This window comes from Candidatus Arthromitus sp. SFB-turkey (assembly GCF_001655775.1).
GTDB lineage: Bacteria > Bacillota > Clostridia > Clostridiales > Clostridiaceae > Dwaynesavagella > Dwaynesavagella gallinarum.
The window spans coordinates 1-17,763 of record NZ_LXFF01000021.1 but is presented as its reverse complement, the minus strand read 5'-3'; the positions used below and the strand labels follow the sequence as shown (position 1 = coordinate 17,763).

12 protein-coding genes and 1 riboswitch are annotated in these 17,763 nt (G+C 26.3%); of the genes, 2 read left to right on the top strand and 10 right to left on the bottom strand.

Going from position 1 to position 17,763, the window contains the following annotated elements; translation table 11 throughout:
• Positions 1-11 precede the first annotated feature (11 nt).
• From A6P36_RS04045 to rfbB, 7 genes are all read right to left on the bottom strand, one after another.
• Complete coding sequence (locus A6P36_RS04045) at positions 12-950, bottom strand: glycosyltransferase family 2 protein (protein WP_066761272.1); 939 nt, start codon at positions 948-950, stop codon at positions 12-14.
• 131 nt (positions 951-1,081) lie between these two features.
• Entirely contained in the window at positions 1,082-2,950 is a 1,869-nt protein-coding gene (locus A6P36_RS08080; protein ID WP_066761268.1) for a TylF/MycF/NovP-related O-methyltransferase, read from the bottom strand.
• 275 nt (positions 2,951-3,225) lie between these two features.
• Positions 3,226-3,609, bottom strand: coding sequence for a hypothetical protein (locus A6P36_RS04035; RefSeq protein WP_066761266.1), 384 nt, complete (start codon positions 3,607-3,609; stop codon positions 3,226-3,228).
• A gap of 101 nt (positions 3,610-3,710) precedes the next feature.
• Positions 3,711-5,873 (bottom strand): DUF4214 domain-containing protein, encoded by a 2,163-nt coding sequence (locus A6P36_RS04030; RefSeq protein WP_066761264.1) that lies wholly within the window; start codon positions 5,871-5,873, stop codon positions 3,711-3,713.
• A 143-nt stretch (positions 5,874-6,016) separates the two neighbouring features.
• Entirely contained in the window at positions 6,017-7,153 is a 1,137-nt protein-coding gene (locus A6P36_RS04025; RefSeq protein WP_066761263.1) for a hypothetical protein, read from the bottom strand.
• A gap of 4 nt (positions 7,154-7,157) precedes the next feature.
• Positions 7,158-8,000: a dTDP-4-dehydrorhamnose reductase gene (gene rfbD / locus A6P36_RS04020; RefSeq protein WP_082917610.1), complete on the bottom strand. Its 843-nt coding sequence runs from the start codon at positions 7,998-8,000 to the stop codon at positions 7,158-7,160.
• Positions 8,001-8,006: 6 nt separating this feature from the next.
• On the bottom strand, positions 8,007-8,999 hold the full coding sequence (gene rfbB / locus A6P36_RS04015; protein WP_066761260.1) for a dTDP-glucose 4,6-dehydratase: 993 nt from the start codon (positions 8,997-8,999) through the stop codon (positions 8,007-8,009).
• A 184-nt stretch (positions 9,000-9,183) separates the two neighbouring features.
• Positions 9,184-9,286: riboswitch (purine riboswitch) on the top strand.
• Positions 9,287-9,322: 36 nt separating this feature from the next.
• On the opposite strand from rfbB, the gene ade reads away from it, so the two are divergent.
• The gene (ade, locus tag A6P36_RS04010; RefSeq protein WP_066761259.1) at positions 9,323-11,056 is read left to right on the top strand and encodes an adenine deaminase; all 1,734 of its coding nucleotides are present in this window, start codon (positions 9,323-9,325) and stop codon (positions 11,054-11,056) included.
• Positions 11,057-11,127: 71 nt separating this feature from the next.
• Here ade and rfbC read toward each other — a convergent pair whose 3' ends face one another.
• Both rfbC and rfbA read right to left on the bottom strand, forming a co-directional pair.
• Positions 11,128-11,676, bottom strand: a complete 549-nt coding sequence (rfbC, locus tag A6P36_RS04005; RefSeq protein ID WP_066761255.1) for a dTDP-4-dehydrorhamnose 3,5-epimerase — start codon at positions 11,674-11,676, stop codon at positions 11,128-11,130.
• Positions 11,669-12,562, bottom strand: a complete 894-nt coding sequence (gene rfbA / locus A6P36_RS04000; protein WP_066761254.1) for a glucose-1-phosphate thymidylyltransferase RfbA — start codon at positions 12,560-12,562, stop codon at positions 11,669-11,671. The genes rfbC and rfbA overlap by 8 nt, the downstream gene beginning before the upstream one ends.
• Before the next feature lie 163 nt (positions 12,563-12,725).
• Between rfbA and A6P36_RS03995 the strand changes: the two genes are divergently transcribed.
• A complete protein-coding gene (locus A6P36_RS03995) occupies positions 12,726-14,132 on the top strand; it encodes a glycosyltransferase (protein ID WP_066761252.1) in 1,407 nt (468 codons plus the stop codon).
• A 53-nt stretch (positions 14,133-14,185) separates the two neighbouring features.
• On the opposite strand, the gene A6P36_RS03990 is transcribed toward A6P36_RS03995, so the two are convergent.
• Positions 14,186-17,119, bottom strand: coding sequence for a DUF4214 domain-containing protein (locus A6P36_RS03990; RefSeq protein WP_066761250.1), 2,934 nt, complete (start codon positions 17,117-17,119; stop codon positions 14,186-14,188).
• Between the last annotated feature and the right edge of the window lie 644 nt (positions 17,120-17,763).

Genomic DNA, 17,763 nt, shown 5'->3' with positions numbered 1-17,763 from the left:
ATTTCTACTCCTTAAAATAGGAATAATTCTATTAAAAAACATTCCTCCCACAAAAATAAACTATCTTCTGGATTATAATTTAAAATTTCATTTTCTAAAAAATCATCAAGACTATGTTCATTTACAAACTTAGGATTTAAATTACTAAGATATTTTTCAAAACTATTTCTTATTAATTTTTCTTCCTCTTGTCTTTTTATAATAACTATATTTTTATACATATTAACTTTATCTTCATACCAAAGTGAAAATAATGTATCAAAATATTGTGGAGTAGATACCTCTCTATAACTTCCATTTAACGAAGTATTTTTCTTATGAACTCTATAGTTATACAAAACCTCATCTAAAATTCCAATTTTACACCCATTTTTATGAAGAATAATATATAAATACGCATCTTCCATAGCTACATACTTTCTATGAAACGGATTAAATTTTTTAAGCACACTTAATTTTGAAAATATAGAACCACCATATATACAAATTCCATCACAATACCTTCTATACTGATCAAAATAATCTTTTATAGGTCTATTTACAGAAATTTCTATATTTCTTTTTATAGTACTATTACCATTTCCAAAACTCTTATAATAACAACCAACCATATCATAATCGTTTTCTTTTAAATACAAAAGCTGTTTTTCATATCTATTAAGTTCATTTATATCATCTTGATCACATCTTGCAATATATTCCCCATTTGAATACATTACTGCCCTTTTCATAGTCATAGATATACCAGCATTTCTTTGAGTAAATACCTTAACTCTTTTATCAACTTTTTCATAATACTTAGCAATTCTCAAACTATTATCTGTAGAACCATCATCTATTAAAAATATTTCAAGCTTTCTATGTGTTTGATTAAGTATACTTTCAATTGTTTCTCTTAAATATTTTTCACCATTATAAATAGGAACAACAACCGTTATTAAATCCCTCATAATAATTCTCCTTACAAAAAAAATAGCTAGAATTTTTAAAAATCCTAGCTAAAATCTATATAAAATCAAATATTTAATATATTTGATGTTAACAATTTACTGTAAATCTTTCTGCAAAAATAAAATATTTATTACTTTGTTATAACCAAAGTTCCCCCTTGATCACTTATAGGAAACTTACAAACTTTATATCCAAGCATTTTTTCAAAATCTCTAACCGCAGCAGAAACACCCGGACATAATTTATGATTATAATCATGAATAAATATATATCCGCCCGGCGACAATCTTTCATAAAAATATTTAAGTCCCTCAAGAGTTGGTTTATACAAATCAACATCTAAACTTACAAAACAAAATTTTTCCTCGAGAAAACCTAAACTTTCTGGAAAATATCCCTTCTTTACAATAACATTATTTTTATTTTTCATTTTGTTCATAACTAATTCTACATTAGTATTTTTTAGTCCTTCTATTATTTCATTTAGAGTACCATCATTCATAAATCTATTCTTTCGCTCTTCTTCTACATCTCTATTATCAAAACTTTCAAAAGTATCAAATAAATAGAGTTTTCTATCATGAAAAACTTCATTTAAAAGTTTAGCAAAATCTCCTCTAAATACTCCAAGTTCTGCAACTTCTCCAGCTATTTTGTTTTGTATAATTTCTCTTGCACAAAGTTCAAAAGTAAATAACCTTGTATAATCTTTTCCCCAAATATCACTCATATCAACAACATCTGAAGTATCACTAATAAATTCATAATCACTCTTAATTTTAGAAGTTAAAATCATTCCATTAGAATATTCATTATTTTTATATATAGCCTTATTTAAATCCGTTACAACTTGTCCAAGTTTATTCACATATTGAAATAATTCTCCACTTTCTAAATAATTTTGAGCAGCTCCGAGATAATCCCCTTTTTGCTCTAATATTTTTCCCATTAAGCTATAAAGACTTTTTGAAGTGGCATTCATAATGGAGTGCTTATTTGGATTTTTATTTAATTCGTCCTCTACTTCTCTCAAAAATTCATCTATTTTTAAATCATTGTTCTTTATAATATTTTTCGCTTTTAGATATATCAGTTCTAACAAATTACTTTCTATATTTTTTAATTCTTCAAAACTTTCTTCAAATTTTTTATAATCACAAATTTCAATATACTTTTCACAAAGGGTCATAAGTGCATTCATTCCGATAAATTTATATAATTCTTCATTCAAATAAGCATACTTACTATAGTTATCTTTAACATAAGAGGCGTAGTTTATAATGGTTTGCGGAAGTTCTTCATTCTCTATCTTTATATTTAAAAGATAATATTTCCATATAGGATTAGGGTCTAGTAAACTCATTCTATTTAATATAAATTCATTTGTATCTGTTTTCTTTATAAAATTATAGTAATCACTTATTTTAAGAAGAGTTATTTTAGTATTGACATAATTTTTAAATTTCCTATTATTAATTCTATCTTCAAAAAATTCGGTATTATTTTGTACGTCTATAATTTTGAAATTTATATTCGTAGATGCTATTTCATCTAATACAAAGTATAGTTCATCTATTTCGTCATAGTCTTCTAAAAATACTTCATCAGAATTTATATTTATCTGTACATTGTCAGAACAATTATAATTATGAATGCTCTCATAAGATTTAGAACAAATTTTATTTAAAATTCCATGAGAAGTTCCATTTACATTTATTTTAACTTCACGTTTTCTATACCTTAAAAGATATTCTACAAAATATTCTAAATCATCAAAAACATTATGTTCCAATATTTCTGTATAATCATTACCATAAAAATATTTTTCTAAAGATTCAGAAACACTATCTATAAGTTTTAAAACTTTAAGCCTTCTCTGAACTTTTAAAATTAATTCCTTATTTACCTTGGGTTGAGATAAAAGTCTTTCTACAATCTCACTAAAAAAATTAAAATTTCCTATTAAAAACTTCGAATAGGTATCCAAATAATCCCCCACAATATCCTCCGTATTTTATTATTACACAACATTTATATTTATTCTCAAACAAAAAATAACCAAAAACAACAAAGTACATGAAATAAATTTCATGTACTTATACTCTTATTTTGTTATAATTAAACTTCCAGCAAGATCACAAATTGGAACTTTGTTAATTCTTTTTCCAATTATATTTTCAAATTTTCTAACAGCCTCTCTTATTCCTCCAAAAGCCTTATGATTATAATCATGTATAAAAATATATCCACCTGGTGTTAATCTTTCATAAAAATTTAATTTGAATTTATACTAACTAAAAAACTTTCTCCCTCTGCACAATTTTTAATCTTATCATAAGATTTTTTTGAAATTTTTGAAAACATTTCATCAAAACCTGAAAAAGTTTTTATATCAATCTCTTTCTTTTCATAAAATAAAATTTTTTTAGCTAAAAATTCAACCTCTTTCAATGAAAGTTTATCTAATACATATTTGTAATTACTTCCATAAAAATAAACTTCTAAAGGTTTAGAAACACTTTCTATACATTTTAAAACTTCCAATCTCCTATTTAATTTACATAATAAATCTTCATTTAATAATTTAACTTTAATTTCACTTAAAAAATTAAAATTAGCCATTAAAAATCTTGAATCAATTTTCTTTAACAAATTCACAAAATTTTCTCCTACTAATTATTGCACACATAAATACTAATTCATTTCTAATTAAAAAACAATAAAAAGCATGTACAAATTAAGTACATGCTTTTTAAAAATTATTCTACTTTTAATCCAATGCTATACAAGAAGTTTTTTGTCTCAGATTCTCCGAGCATTCTAGCAGATATATTTTGCATTGCTGCTGTTCTATCTCCAAGTTCTACTATAGTTTGCTCAAGAGTTTTAACCCACCATGCAAGTCCTTCAGCATCAGAAGTTCTTCCTGTAACAGATCTATACATACGCTCTACATATTTAGCATTATCTAAGTTTTTCTCTTTATATTCCTTTTCATTTACTATATTTGCAGTAAAGTAATTAACTGTAAGTTCATGTGATGAAAGTTTAGACGTCCAATATGCCATACCATCAGGATCTCCATCTCTTAAGAAGAATATATGATAGAACCCTTCAATCCAATCTTTTGCATTTGTAACTCTCTTAGTTGTAAACGGCTCTAATTCCATACCTAACTCTTCACCATCTACAAGAGTAACAACTAATTCAAATCCTTTTTGCTCACTATTTGGAGTTAATCCATATAATTTTACAAGATCATTCTTAGAGTCATAAACAGAACTTGCTATTGAATCTCCTTCAATTCTAACATCTTTTACTACTCCATCTGGATCATTAAATTCTATTTTAAATTCTGCTTTTGTTGGTGTAATATTTTTAAGTTCAAAAGACTTCAATAATTCACCTGATTGAGTATCTGGCGATGACCCCATAGTTCTAATTACAATTGGATTTACTGAAATTGGATCATAATTGGTAAATCTTCTATTGATATCTCCATCTCCTGAGTTAAAAGTTACTATCAATTCTGTAAACTTATAATCTGTACCAGGTTTTAATTCTTCTATAGCAAAATCTTTATAATTTGTAGAATTTTTTTCTGGATCCTTAACTAAATCATCTACCTTAGCATAAGATTGCATCTTGCCAATTTTAGTATCTTCTTTTAATATTTTAGCTGAATAAAGATTTCCTTCAGAATCCTTTACTTGTATTCTCTTTATAGTATTTTCTGGATCATATATAACATCATAAAATGCAATAGCATCTTCAAGTGGTCGTACATTTGCATGTTCATATCCATGAGCCTCATCATCATCAGAAAAAGGCCCTAAATATTCGATAGTATTATTTCCATCAGTAGTAAGCTCTCCCTTACTATTCACACTTATATCAACAAAATAAGAAACTGTAGACTTTATTGTAAGTGGATCTAATGAATTGGAATTATCAATATTTATACTTTCCGTAAGCATAGGATCTATAAATGGAATTATACCAGATTTTTCTGTAACCTTTGATTGTTGAGAAATTTTCTTAACAACACTTTGCTCTACCAATGAAGGGAAAGAAAGGGTACCTTCAAGTTGAACTTTTGTTATTTCACTTCCTGATGGTAAACCATAAATTTTAAGATAAACATTTCCTGCTTCGTCAACTATCTTAGGTGCATTATAACTATTTGTATACTGATTCATTTTAGCTGTAGTAGTATCCATCAACCAATCCTGAATAGGAATCTTCTTAACTTCAGATTTAGAACCTGTTGTATAACTTACCGCTAAATAAACATCTTTGTTTATTAATTCTTTTGAATCATTAACCATTCCAAGTGAATTCTGAATAACTGTTGCAAGTGTTTCTTGATCTATTAAAGAAATCTGACTACCTTTCCCCTGTGAAAGAAGCGTTTTATTTTTCTTAACTTCTTCTACCGCTTTATCTAAAGTAGATTTAAGAGCTGCAGCAACATTACCACCAAACTTAACTTTGACATAAATGTATCCACTTGTAGATATATCCCTTAAATAAGTCTTTTTATAATCCTCTATATCTTCTCTTATAACAACTGTATTATTTCTTAAAATTCCTCCTTCAACTCCTACTACATCAATAAAGTTCTCTTCTTCCTTCGTAACAGAGCTAGGAACTGTAAAATCTTCTGTTCCTTTTAGTGGTAAAACCTCACCATCATCATACTTACCATTACCATTAAAATCAACAGCACCTGGATTAGCACCAGCAGGAATTTCTGTAGATGAAAGATTTACACTAAACTGTTTATCTCCTTCTATATATCTATCTTCACTAGCAGGAACTGCAAAAGCTTCATTAGTACCAGGTCCTACACAAAAAGTTGAAAATAATAATATAGACATCAACATTCCAACTAATTTTTTAGTAAATTTCTTACTTAACATCTCTTCCTCCTTGAAAGTATTTAAATTTAATTTCAGTACATTAACCCGTTAAACTTATTAACTTCTATTTAATTTCGTTTATGATTTCATAATCGAGATGTTTTAAAAAAAATTTACTAAATTAAATAATTTTATTTTTAAAGTTATTCCACTCTAACGTTTAATTTTGTTTCCATATAATTTAAACTTTCCTCATCACTTAAAAAATCATTAAGCATTTCTAATTTCGCATTATTTCTAGTATTTTTATCTAATAAAACATGATTAAATTCATCTAGCATAAGTGTAGATAATCTACCGTTGATACGTTGTTTATTTACAAGAAAATATATACTATCTACTATTTGCTTAGGTGTGTTGTTAACATTATCAAATTCTTCGCTCAAAATAATTCCACTTAAAAACTCATTAATAGAAATCTCATGATTTGACAATTTATTTAAACTTTCCACATACTCACTTTCATACGGATATCTATTCAAAGAATTTAAATAAATTTTTGATAAATAGTCCTGTAATTCATTCTCTGATTGCATTAAAAAATTTCTTATATTCAAAATAATATCAATACTATCACTATTTCTAGTAGTAAACTCAACATACGAATACTCTTTTAAAGGAACCAAATTACTAACTACAATATTATTATTTTTTACATCATACCTAGCACTTAACCCTGTTATAGCCAATTCATTATACTTAGCAGTAACATTTATTTTAGAATTTTCTTCTAAATTTAAATATTTAGGTACACTAACTGAGCTTATTGTTCCATTTTTTGAAAATTCATTTAATTCCAAAATAATTTTACCTTCATTTTTATAAAGTTCATCAACAAGTTTTATAGAAAATATTTTACTCATGTACGTTTTATCTTTTGAATACAACACAAATCTAAATAACAATTCCTCATTTTTAGGAATCAAATCTAAACTTTGATATAAATTTTCATCAAAATTATCATCTATAGGTATTCTTAATTTTTCTAAAAATTTATCTTCCTCTTCTATATTCCTAACATATATTGAGAAATCAAAATTTTGTAATTTTTTACTTCCTATTTGATTTAAATTATCTGTTATATACTCAACTAACTCACTCTTAGTTAATTCTATTTCACTGAGTTCAGATAAAAATAGCTCATCTCCTTTTATCCCTATAAATTTTATACCTAAAATCTTATAATTCAATATCTCCAAAAAGAAATTAAAATTTAACATAACTAAAATTATAACAACGAATGAAGCAATTCCAATAATATTTCGTTTTTTATAGTTCACTTAATTATAACCTCATTTCATTTATAAACTCCGAAATCCCATCATCAACACTCAATAAATGCGGTATATTATTCCTAGTTAAACAATCCTTAGATAACATTGAATTTAATCCTCTTTTAGCAATTGTTTTATAATCTTTGGATAATATTTTATTTACTCTAGCTTTAATTCCTAATTTTTGAAATACTTTAACTGCAAAATCATAAAAACTAAAATATCCTTCATTTGTTAAATGATAAATTCCTGGTCTATTTGAATTTACTATATTAATAATTCCATATGCTAAATGTTTAGCATAACTTTGAGAACCAATTTGATCACATACAACATTTATTTCACTATTTTCTTTAGATAAATTAATTATACTTTTAACAAAATTTCTACCATTAATTCCATAAACAAAAGATACTCTAATTACATAAGTATTAAAATAATTTTCTATAGCATATACCTCACCTTTGGCTTTTGTATACCCATAATAATTAATAGGGTTTAAAGAATCTTCTACTTCATACGGTGAATCCTTCTTTCCATCAAATACATAATCAGTACTTATATAAACAAATTTACAAGATAACATTTTTGATATTTGTAACAAAGTTTTAGTTGATTCAATATTTACAGCCCTACATAACTCTTTTTCACTTTCTGCTTTGTCAACATTTGTATAAGCTGCACAATGAATTATACAATCCACATTTTTATTTTCAAAAAATCTAAATACATCATTCTTATTAATTAAATCAAAATCATTTCTAGTTATTGGATAATGTTTTATATTTAAATTCTTTAGTGCTCCACATATTTCAAATCCTAATTGTCCACTAGATCCAGTAACAAAAATCATAATACTTTAAACCTCTATATATTTATCTTTCAAAACTGCTTCTACCCAATTTAAATTATCCAAATACCAATTTACTGTATTTTCCAATCCTTTTGAAAACTCCACACTACACTCAAAAGATAACTCATTTCTTATTTTTTCGTTATTAACTGAATATTTAATATCATGTCCTAGTCTATCTTCAACAAATGTTATTAAAGAATAATCTTTATCTAAAATATCTAATATTTTTTTTGCCAAATCCAAATTTTTAATTTCATTTCTAGAACTTACATTATATATTTCACCAATTCTACCTTCTCTTATAATTTTATCTATAGAAATTGAATGATCATACACATGTATCCAATCACGAATATTTTCTCCTTTTCCATACACAGGAATTTTTTCATTCTTTATAGCTTTAGTTATAATAACAGGTATAAATTTTTCTGGATATTGATAAGGCCCATAATTATTTGAACACCTAGATATGGTGACAGGTAAATTAAATGTTCTAAAATAACTCATAACAAGCATATCAGCTGATGCCTTAGAAACAGAATAAGGAGAGGACGGCTTTAAAATATCTTCTTCAGAAAATGATTTAGCATCATTTATCTCTAAATCTCCATATACCTCATCAGTAGAAATTTGATGATATCTTTTTAAATTATACTTCAAAGACATGTCCATCAAATTTTTCGTTCCTATTACGTTGGTTTCTAAAAATATTTTTCCATTTTTTATAGATCTATCAACATGAGATTCAGCAGCAAAATTTATTACAACATCAAAATCTTCTTTTGAAAAAACCTTATCTAAAAAAATATTATCTAAAATATTTCCCCTATAAAATTTAAAATTAGTATTTTCTCTAACAATTTCTAAATTTTCAAGATTACCAGCATAAGTAAGAGCATCTATACAAACAATTTGGATATCTCTATATTTGTTAATCATGTAATGAATAAAATTACTCCCAATAAATCCAGCTCCACCAGCTACACAAATTTTCATGAAATCCTCCTAGTTTAAAAATTTAATTTCTAAAAAATTTACTAATTTTTATGAAGCAAATTTACACAACTAAAAAATTTTTAATTCATCTTAAGTCTACTATAAAACTTAAAATACTTCCACTTTATAAATAGCAATATTAAACCAAAATAAAATTTCTTTGTAGTTAAACTTAAATAATACTATAATATTAAATAATAACCTTCGTATAAGCTTAATAATATGGTTTAAGCGTATCTACAATATCACCGTAAATGATATTTGCTATGAAGATTTCAAAATCCACGAGGGTTATAATTATTTTTATAAAGGTGGATTTATAAATGAATAAAGAAACGTATATAAAAAACATAAAAGCTTCATCAAAGCAAATTCCTTGTGATTTAGTAATAAAAAACATAACTGTTATTGATGTTTTTCAAAATTCAACTTTTGTTTCAGATGTAGCAATACACGGAAAATATATTGTTGGCCTTGGAAAATACTCCGGATTAAATGAAATAGATGGTACAGGAAAATATATTTGTCCAGGACTTATTGATGGACACGCTCACATTGAATCATCTCTTTTAACTCCAAGAGAATATTACAAAACCGCGCTACTTCACGGAATTACTTCTATAATTGTAGATCCTCACGAAATAGCAAATGTTTTAGGAGTTGAAGGTATAAACTTAATGATTAATTTAAGTAAAAACATACCTCTTGATTTTTACTTCATGTTACCTTCATGTGTACCAGCAACACCATTTGAAAATTCTGGTGCAATATTAAATAGCTCAGATTTAAAACCATTATACAACAATGAAAAAGTATTAGGACTCGCAGAAATCATGGATATTCAATCTGTTATCAATTGCGAAAGCGATATGATAAACAAATTATATGATGCCTATAAAAATAATGTAATAATAGATGGACATGGAGCAGGATTTGATATAGATAAACTTAATACTTATGCAACTTCCTATATTAAAACTGATCATGAATGCCATACTTACGATGAATTAATTGAACGAGTTAGACGTGGTATGTATGTACATATAAGAGAAGGTACTGTTGCTAAAAATTTAAAAGAATTAATAAAAGGTGTCTCTATACACAATAGTAGAAAACTTTGTTTATGCACTGATGACAAACACATAGATGATTTATTAAAACAAGGCTCAATTGATAATTCAATAAGATTATGTATAAAAAATGGATTAAATCCCGAAATTTCTATTCAAATGGCTACTTTAAATCCTGCTGAATGTTATGGTTTAAGAACAAAAGGTGCGATAGCTCCAGGCTATATTGCTGACTTTTTAATTTTAGATTCATTACACGATTTTAAAATATCATCTGTATATAAAAATGGAATTTTAGTAGTTAAAAATAATTCTTTAATTAATAAAACTGATGACTATTTTGAAATAAATATCAAAACAACTATTAACATACCAAATCTTACAAAAAAACATTTCAATATTTCTTTACAAAATAAATCAGTTATAAATGTAATTGAAATAATACCTAATAGTTTAAAAACTAATCACATAAAAATCGATGTATCCACTTTAAGTAATCAAAGTGAATTTACTCCTTGTACTGAAAAAGATTTATTAAAAATTGGGGTTATAGAACGACATAATAATACTAAAAATATTGGTCTTGGAGTAGTAAAAGGTTTAAAACTAAATTCTGGTGCTATAGCTACAACAATAGCTCATGACTCTCATAATTTAATTGTTTGTGGAACAAATGATGATGATATGATTTTAGCATGCAATAAAATTAAAGAAATTGGCGGAGGAATTGTAATTGTAAATGAAGGCAATTTAATTTCTCATTTAAAATTAGAAATTGGTGGACTTATTACAAACAGATCTACAGAAGAAGTTATTAATGATTTATCAAAACTACATCTTGAAATAAAAAAACTATGTCCAAGCATAAATTTCAATCCATTTTTAACTTTATCATTTTTATCTTTGCCTGTAATTCCCGAAATTAAAATTACAGATAAAGGTGTTTTTGATGTTAATAATTTTAAATTTATAAATGTAGCTGAATAATATAGTATTTTTTTAAAATAAACTAGGAATAAAAAATAAAATAAGAGTTGGTATTCCAACTCTTTTAATTTTTAAAAATCTAACTCCTCAATACTTTTACCAAGCAAATCTTTTTCAGATAAAATAACATTTTCTTTAGTCAAATTAATTCCCCAATCAATATTAATTGTTTTATCATTATATATGAGCGTACGTTCATTTTCTTTATTGTAAAAGTTATCAACTTTATAAGACACTTCAACATCATCTTCAAGTGTTATAAATCCATGTGCAAATCCTCTAGGTACAAAAATCATTTTTTTATTATTTTCACTAAGCTCAACTTTTTCCCACGATAAAAATGTTTTAGAATCTTTTCTTAAATCAACTACAAAATCTAAAATACTTCCCTTTGTGCATCTTACAAGTTTTGCTTGTGCATATTTTCCTATTTGAAAATGAAGTCCACGTATAGTATATTTTTTCAAAGATTTAGAATTATTATCTTGTACAAATTCACATGTTATTCCATTATTAAAAAATAAATTTTTGTTATAACTTTCAAAAAATAAACCTCGTTCATCTTCAAATATTTTAGGTTCATAAACTTTAACTCCATTTATCCACAAATCTTTAAACATATTTTCCTCCAAAAGCTTTTCCTTCATCTATTATTTTATTTAAATATTTACCATAAGAATTATTTTTATATTTAAAAGCTTGTCTATATAATTCTTCTTCTGAAATCCATTTATTTCTATAAGCAATTTCTTCAGGTACACTTATTTTAATGCCTTGACGTTTTTCTAAAATTTTTATAAATTCACACGCTTCATACAAGGAATCAAAAGTTCCTGTATCAATCCAAGAAAAACCTTTTCCTAAAATTTCATAATTTAATTTTTCATTTTTAAGATAAATATTATTTAAATCTGTTATCTCTAATTCTCCTCTAGAACTCTTTCTCAAACTTTTAGAGTAATATGATACATTTTCATCATACAAATAAAGTCCTGTTACAATATAATTAGATTTTGGATTTTCAGGCTTTTCTTCAATAGAAATGATTTTTCTGTCATCAGAAAATTCAACAACTCCAAAATTTTCTGGATTATTTGATGGATATAAAAATATAGTGGCACCATCATGTTTTTCAATAGAATTTTTTAAAATATATGAAAATTCATTTCCATAAAAAATATTATCTCCAAGTATTAAAGCAACTTTATTATTTTTAATAAAATTTTCTCCAATAATAAATGCTTCTGGTAATCCATTGGGATTTTGTTGAATTTCATAATTTATGTTTATACCAAATTGTGAACCATCTCCTAAAAGATTTTTAAAATTTTCAATTTGGTTTGGTGATACAATTATTAAAATATCTCTTATTCCTGCAATCATAAAAGTTGATATAGAATAATAAATCATTGGTTTGTCATAAACAGGTAGTAATTGTTTTGTTATAGACAAAGTTATAGGAAACATTCTACTTGCAACCCCACCTGCCAATATAATTCCTTTCATAAACACCTCATTTGACGCCTTCTTAAATTGATTGTAAACATTATGTGTTAATGCTATAATTTTATAGAATTAACAATAAATATATTAATGATTTTAACAATTTTTTAAAGTTAAAATTTGTAACGTCTATAAAATTTACATCATATCTGAAAGGTGGTTTAAAATGTTGACACTAAATTCAATACTAGAAAATATAGATATTGATTATTTTAAATTTAATTTAAATTTTCACAAATATATACTTAACAAACTAAAAGAAGATAATTTTGAAATGACAAAAGAATTTGAAGATAAATTAAATAGACGTATAAAACTTTTAGGTTTTATAAATGGTACATGCCCTGATATATTGAAATTTTTTATAAATGATGATTATACAAATTATCAAGATGATTTTACTAATGAAGATCTTGTTAATCTCATAAATATGTTTTCAGATGAAGAGCCTATAAAATTAAGTGTAAACCTAATTGTATTTAATGAAGAACGTTGTATTGAGCGATGTTTGAATGCACTTTCAAATTTTGCTGATGAAATACTTATTTTAGATACTGGTTCAACAGATAATACAGTTAAAATAATTGAAGAAAAGTTTCCAGAAGTTAAAATTTTTCATGATAAATGGAGAAAAGATTTTGCATATTCAAGAAATATTTTAATAGATAAATCTTCAAACGATTGGATATTATCAATCGATGCTGATGAAACGCCTACAGGTGAATTTTACCTCATAAAAGACTTAATATCCTTATTTAAAAACTTTAAAGCAAATAAAGAACATCCTCTTGTATTCTCACCTACTATAGACTCTCTTGGACAAAAAATAAATACAACAAAAAGAATTTTCAATAAACAACATGACATGAAATTCGATGGAAAAATACATGAAGAAATTGTTTCAAAAAATGAAAAAGAAATAAACTACATTATGCTTAATTTAACACTAACTCACGATGGATATCATCCTGATGTATTTAAAGGAAAAAATAAAGCTGAAAGAAACACAGAAATACTTGAAAAAATGATAAAACTAGAACCAAATAAAATTAGATGGTATTATTTTTTAGGACGTGAAAAAAATATTTTAGGACATGACGTAGATGAATGTATTAAAATTTTAAAATCTGGATTAAAACTAAAACATACTCAAAATTCAATTGAAAATTTTTACTATAATATTTTAACATTACTTGCAAAAATAGCTGTTTCACACAAAAAATACGATTTATTGAAAGAAGTAATTGAACTTATGGAATATGAAATTCCAAATTCTTTAGATGCTTTTTATTTTAAATTAATACTTGAAAATGATTCTGTAATGAGCGATAAATTTTTACAAATAAATACTATGGTAAAATCTGTTGGAGATATAGCTAATAGAGTTAACACAATCGATGGAACTTATTCTCACGTACTTCACACACTAGGACTTATATATTTAAGTTTTAGGGATTACACAAGAGCTTTTTACTATTTTAATCAAATACAATCACCCAAAAACATTGAAGCTATTAAAAATATCTTACTTCCTTTAAAAGAACAAATTGATAGCTTTCTTCAAAATAAATAACGAAAAAAATGAAGTTCAAAGTTTGAACTTCATTTTTATTTTTTATATTATAATTAGAATTTAATTCCTAACTTTGTTGCAATACCTTTAACTTCATCAGTATCTAACATTCTTTCAACTACAGCTGCTCTAGCTTGACTTTGAGTATTTCCTTCTTTTATTCCTTTCTCTATTTCAGAAACCCAGAAAGCTACACCTTCAGCCTCTCCAGTTCTATCAACTATAGCATACATTCTTTCAACAAATTGCGTATTAGTTAAATTCTTCTCTATTAACTCAGGTGTAAATGAAAGTTGTCTCAAGAATCCTGATAAAGTTTCTTCTCCACCAGCCAATCTTTCTGTCCAGTATAATAATCCTGCTTGATCTGCCTCTCTGTTAAAGAAAGTTCTATAAACTCTAGCAACATATCCTGCAACTCCGCCTTCAACTTGAGTTGTAGTTGTAGTTGTAAATGCTGGTACAGTTATTGTAGTAGACTTATCTCCATACTTAAGAGTTAATTTTAAATCTTTATATTCAGTTCCAGCTCTAAGTCCAGATAATTCAATTATATTTTTCTCAGTATTGTACTTAGCAGTAACTCCAGTAGCTCCAGCTACCTCTACATTTATAGCCTCTTTATCTGGATTAGTTATACCAGCAGTAACATTAGCAGTTGTAGTTGTTACACCAGAAACTTGTACATTTGATGTGTTAACTTGAACTTTAGTAGTTCCAGCTCTACCACTAGCATATCTAGTTACAGTTTGTTGAGTTTTAGTATTATCAGCAGGTATAGAACCAAATGCACCAATATCACCAGTTCTAATAGAAGAAACTCTATTTCCATCTTGTTTTGTTGTAAAATCAAATCTAAAGTCTCTTGATCTATCTGATGAAATACCTGTTATAGTTATTTCAACCATTTCAGAAGCAGACTCTACACTATTTTCAGAAATTGATATAGTATTATTGCCTGAACTTACATATGGATAAGTTATAGTTTTATTAGTACTATCTAATGTACCATTAGAATCAATATCAATTCCTTTAACAATTCTGTATGTTTTTTCAAGCTTAACATTAGAATCATCTATTCTTTCGTAACTTCCACCATTATTTATATAAACATTAACTTTATCTAGTATATCATCAGCATCTTTAACTCTTCCATAGAATTTAACTCCTCCTGGAACAGACTCATGTTTTAGCTGAGAATCAATCCAAAGCTCAGATACATTTCCATTATTAGTAGTAGCAAACATATTGTATCTGTTATTAGATGATGTTATATTATCTCCTGGGAATAGAACATTATCGTATCTATTATCAGATGATCTTCCTAAAGATATTGGTGTTCCATATCTTTCTCTTCCATTCTCGTTATAAACTGTTTCAAGAGATAAGAAACTATAATCTCTATTTTCCTCTAATCCAGTTATTTTAACTGCAAACCAATTTGATTTATCTTTTTTACCGTCTTCTGATTTTACATTTTCAACTGTATAAGTTTCTCCACCTCTTAACCCTCTAACTTCTAATCTATCAAGGTTAGTAGTGTCATCAACTTTTACTAAATACTCTAAACTATTTCTTCCAACATTTACTTGATACAATGAACTTGCACCATTAATAAGAGATCTATAAGCGTAAATTTGAGAAGTTGCATAATCACTTGTAGTTACGCTCAAATATTTATTTCCTGTAACTTCACCTGTAGCAACTTTATTATCAAATCTTACTCTTTGAGTTCTTTCTCCATCACCTGATTTATAAGTTATATCCATATACTCAAACTCATAGTTTGTTCTAGTATTAAGACCTGGTATCTTAATATCTCTATATCTAGTTCCGTAATTTATATTATACGCTGTTCCGTTTTGAGTCTCTCTATACTTACCTTCAGCAAAATCTCCAACTTCACCATTATAAGTATTTCCTCTTCTATCTGTAAACGTAACGCCTGTTACAACCTTATCTGTATCTTTTAGTATATCAACCAAAGTAACAGTAGTACCCGCAACATCAACGAAGAAATGCTCATCTTTCTCAATTACATTACTAGTTCCAGCATCCAAAAATTGCTTCTCTGACTTTCCATTAACGATAACACTTGGATATAAAGAATCTGTTAACACCCATGTAGATGCAGGTATAGAAACTCTTCCAGCAGTATAATTTAAAGTTTTCTGAACTGAATATTCACTTCCAGCTGCATTTGTAACTGCATGCAAATCACTTCTCGAATCAAGTTCAACATTAGTTATAGTAACATCGCTTGGAAGCCCTCTAAGAGTTAAATACACCAATCCATTTTCATCAACAAGTGATCTTAAATCAGAAGCTGAACTTATTGAAGCAGGATCAGTCACAGGCATATCTAAAGTAATATCTGACAATCCAACACTAGTTGTTCTAGTTCTTCCATCACTCAACTCATACGTTACTATAAATCTAACACTTTCATTCAACCAATTTCCTGAAGAATTTTTACCCCAAAGTGCAGCATATAAACGTTCTCCAAGAGCTACTTGTTTCTCTGGTTTTATACTTGTTCCATTATTATGTCTATTAGCATTAACTGTATTTACATTATCTCTATATTCTGAAACCGCATCAGTAACATATGAACGTAAATAACTCTCTAACTTCCCACCAAGTCTAACTCCTACTCTAGCTACTCCACCTTCACTATCAGTCGCTTTATATGTTCTACTTGTATTTGTACCATTAATATTAACATTAACAATAGTATCAGTCGTTAAAACTTCTGTTTCAATCTTATCAACAGTCATTATAGTTTCTTCTGTTTTAGTAACACCAGTTGTTAACTGAACACCTTGTCCACTTATAGTAGTTACCCTAGAATCCAAATTTACTGCCCATCCCTTTTCAAACTCTGGTATGGTAACTGCTAAAGCTGAAGCCCCACCTCCAAATACTCCTGCAGTCATCGCTAACATAGCAACACTTGCAATCAATTTTCTTAATTTTTTAGATTTCATACTTGTCCTCCTAATTTTCAAAACAAAGTTAAAAATTACTTTCTATTTACTATTACTGAAACTTATATTATGATTTCCTCTTGATACAATAATAACATTTGTAATCTTTTTTTAACATATTTATATAGTTTGATTTAATTTGTATTTTTTAAATTTTTTTGACATTTTCTTATTTTTTCTCTATTTTTCTTACAATTCTATTTTTTAAAATTTTAAACTAACACTTATATAACTTGAGTGTAACTTTCCTAAATTTTTTACAACTACCACGCTTTCAAATTAAAAGAGCATCTACATTTTTAGATGCTCCATCTTTTACAAACTAAGGTTTTAAAATTAAAAATTTTCTATTATATAAAATTACAAAACATTAACAAAAGTTATAAATTAACATTTTCGTGTCGAATTATTTACAAAATAAATATTACTTTCAATTCTATGAAATAAATTAATTGCAAACTTAAAAATAATACTAAACCAAACTCTAAAATATTTTTCCTGATACCAAGAAAGTAACATTAATACCAAAATAGATATTAACTTCAACCATTATACATAATTTCTTACAAATATTCAATAATAATCATGATTATTATTTTTTATATTAAAATGGATTGATTTATTTATTATTATTATTTATATTT

Bases quoted from the DNA above. Each gene is read 5' to 3' on its own strand.
- ade (WP_066761259.1), top strand. From the start codon at position 9,323: ATGAATAAAGAAACGTATATAAAAAACATAAAAGCTTCATCAAAGCAA.
- A6P36_RS04045 (WP_066761272.1), bottom strand. From the start codon at position 950: ATGAGGGATTTAATAACGGTTGTTGTTCCTATTTATAATGGTGAAAAA.
- rfbA (WP_066761254.1), bottom strand. From the start codon at position 12,562: ATGAAAGGAATTATATTGGCAGGTGGGGTTGCAAGTAGAATGTTTCCT.
- A6P36_RS03995 (WP_066761252.1), top strand. From the start codon at position 12,726: ATGTTGACACTAAATTCAATACTAGAAAATATAGATATTGATTATTTT.
- A6P36_RS04030 (WP_066761264.1), bottom strand. From the start codon at position 5,873: ATGTTAAGTAAGAAATTTACTAAAAAATTAGTTGGAATGTTGATGTCT.
- rfbD (WP_082917610.1), bottom strand. From the start codon at position 8,000: ATGATTTTTGTTACTGGATCTAGTGGACAATTAGGATTTGAAATATGT.
- rfbB (WP_066761260.1), bottom strand. From the start codon at position 8,999: ATGAAAATTTGTGTAGCTGGTGGAGCTGGATTTATTGGGAGTAATTTT.
- A6P36_RS03990 (WP_066761250.1), bottom strand. From the start codon at position 17,119: ATGAAATCTAAAAAATTAAGAAAATTGATTGCAAGTGTTGCTATGTTA.
- rfbC (WP_066761255.1), bottom strand. From the start codon at position 11,676: ATGTTTAAAGATTTGTGGATAAATGGAGTTAAAGTTTATGAACCTAAA.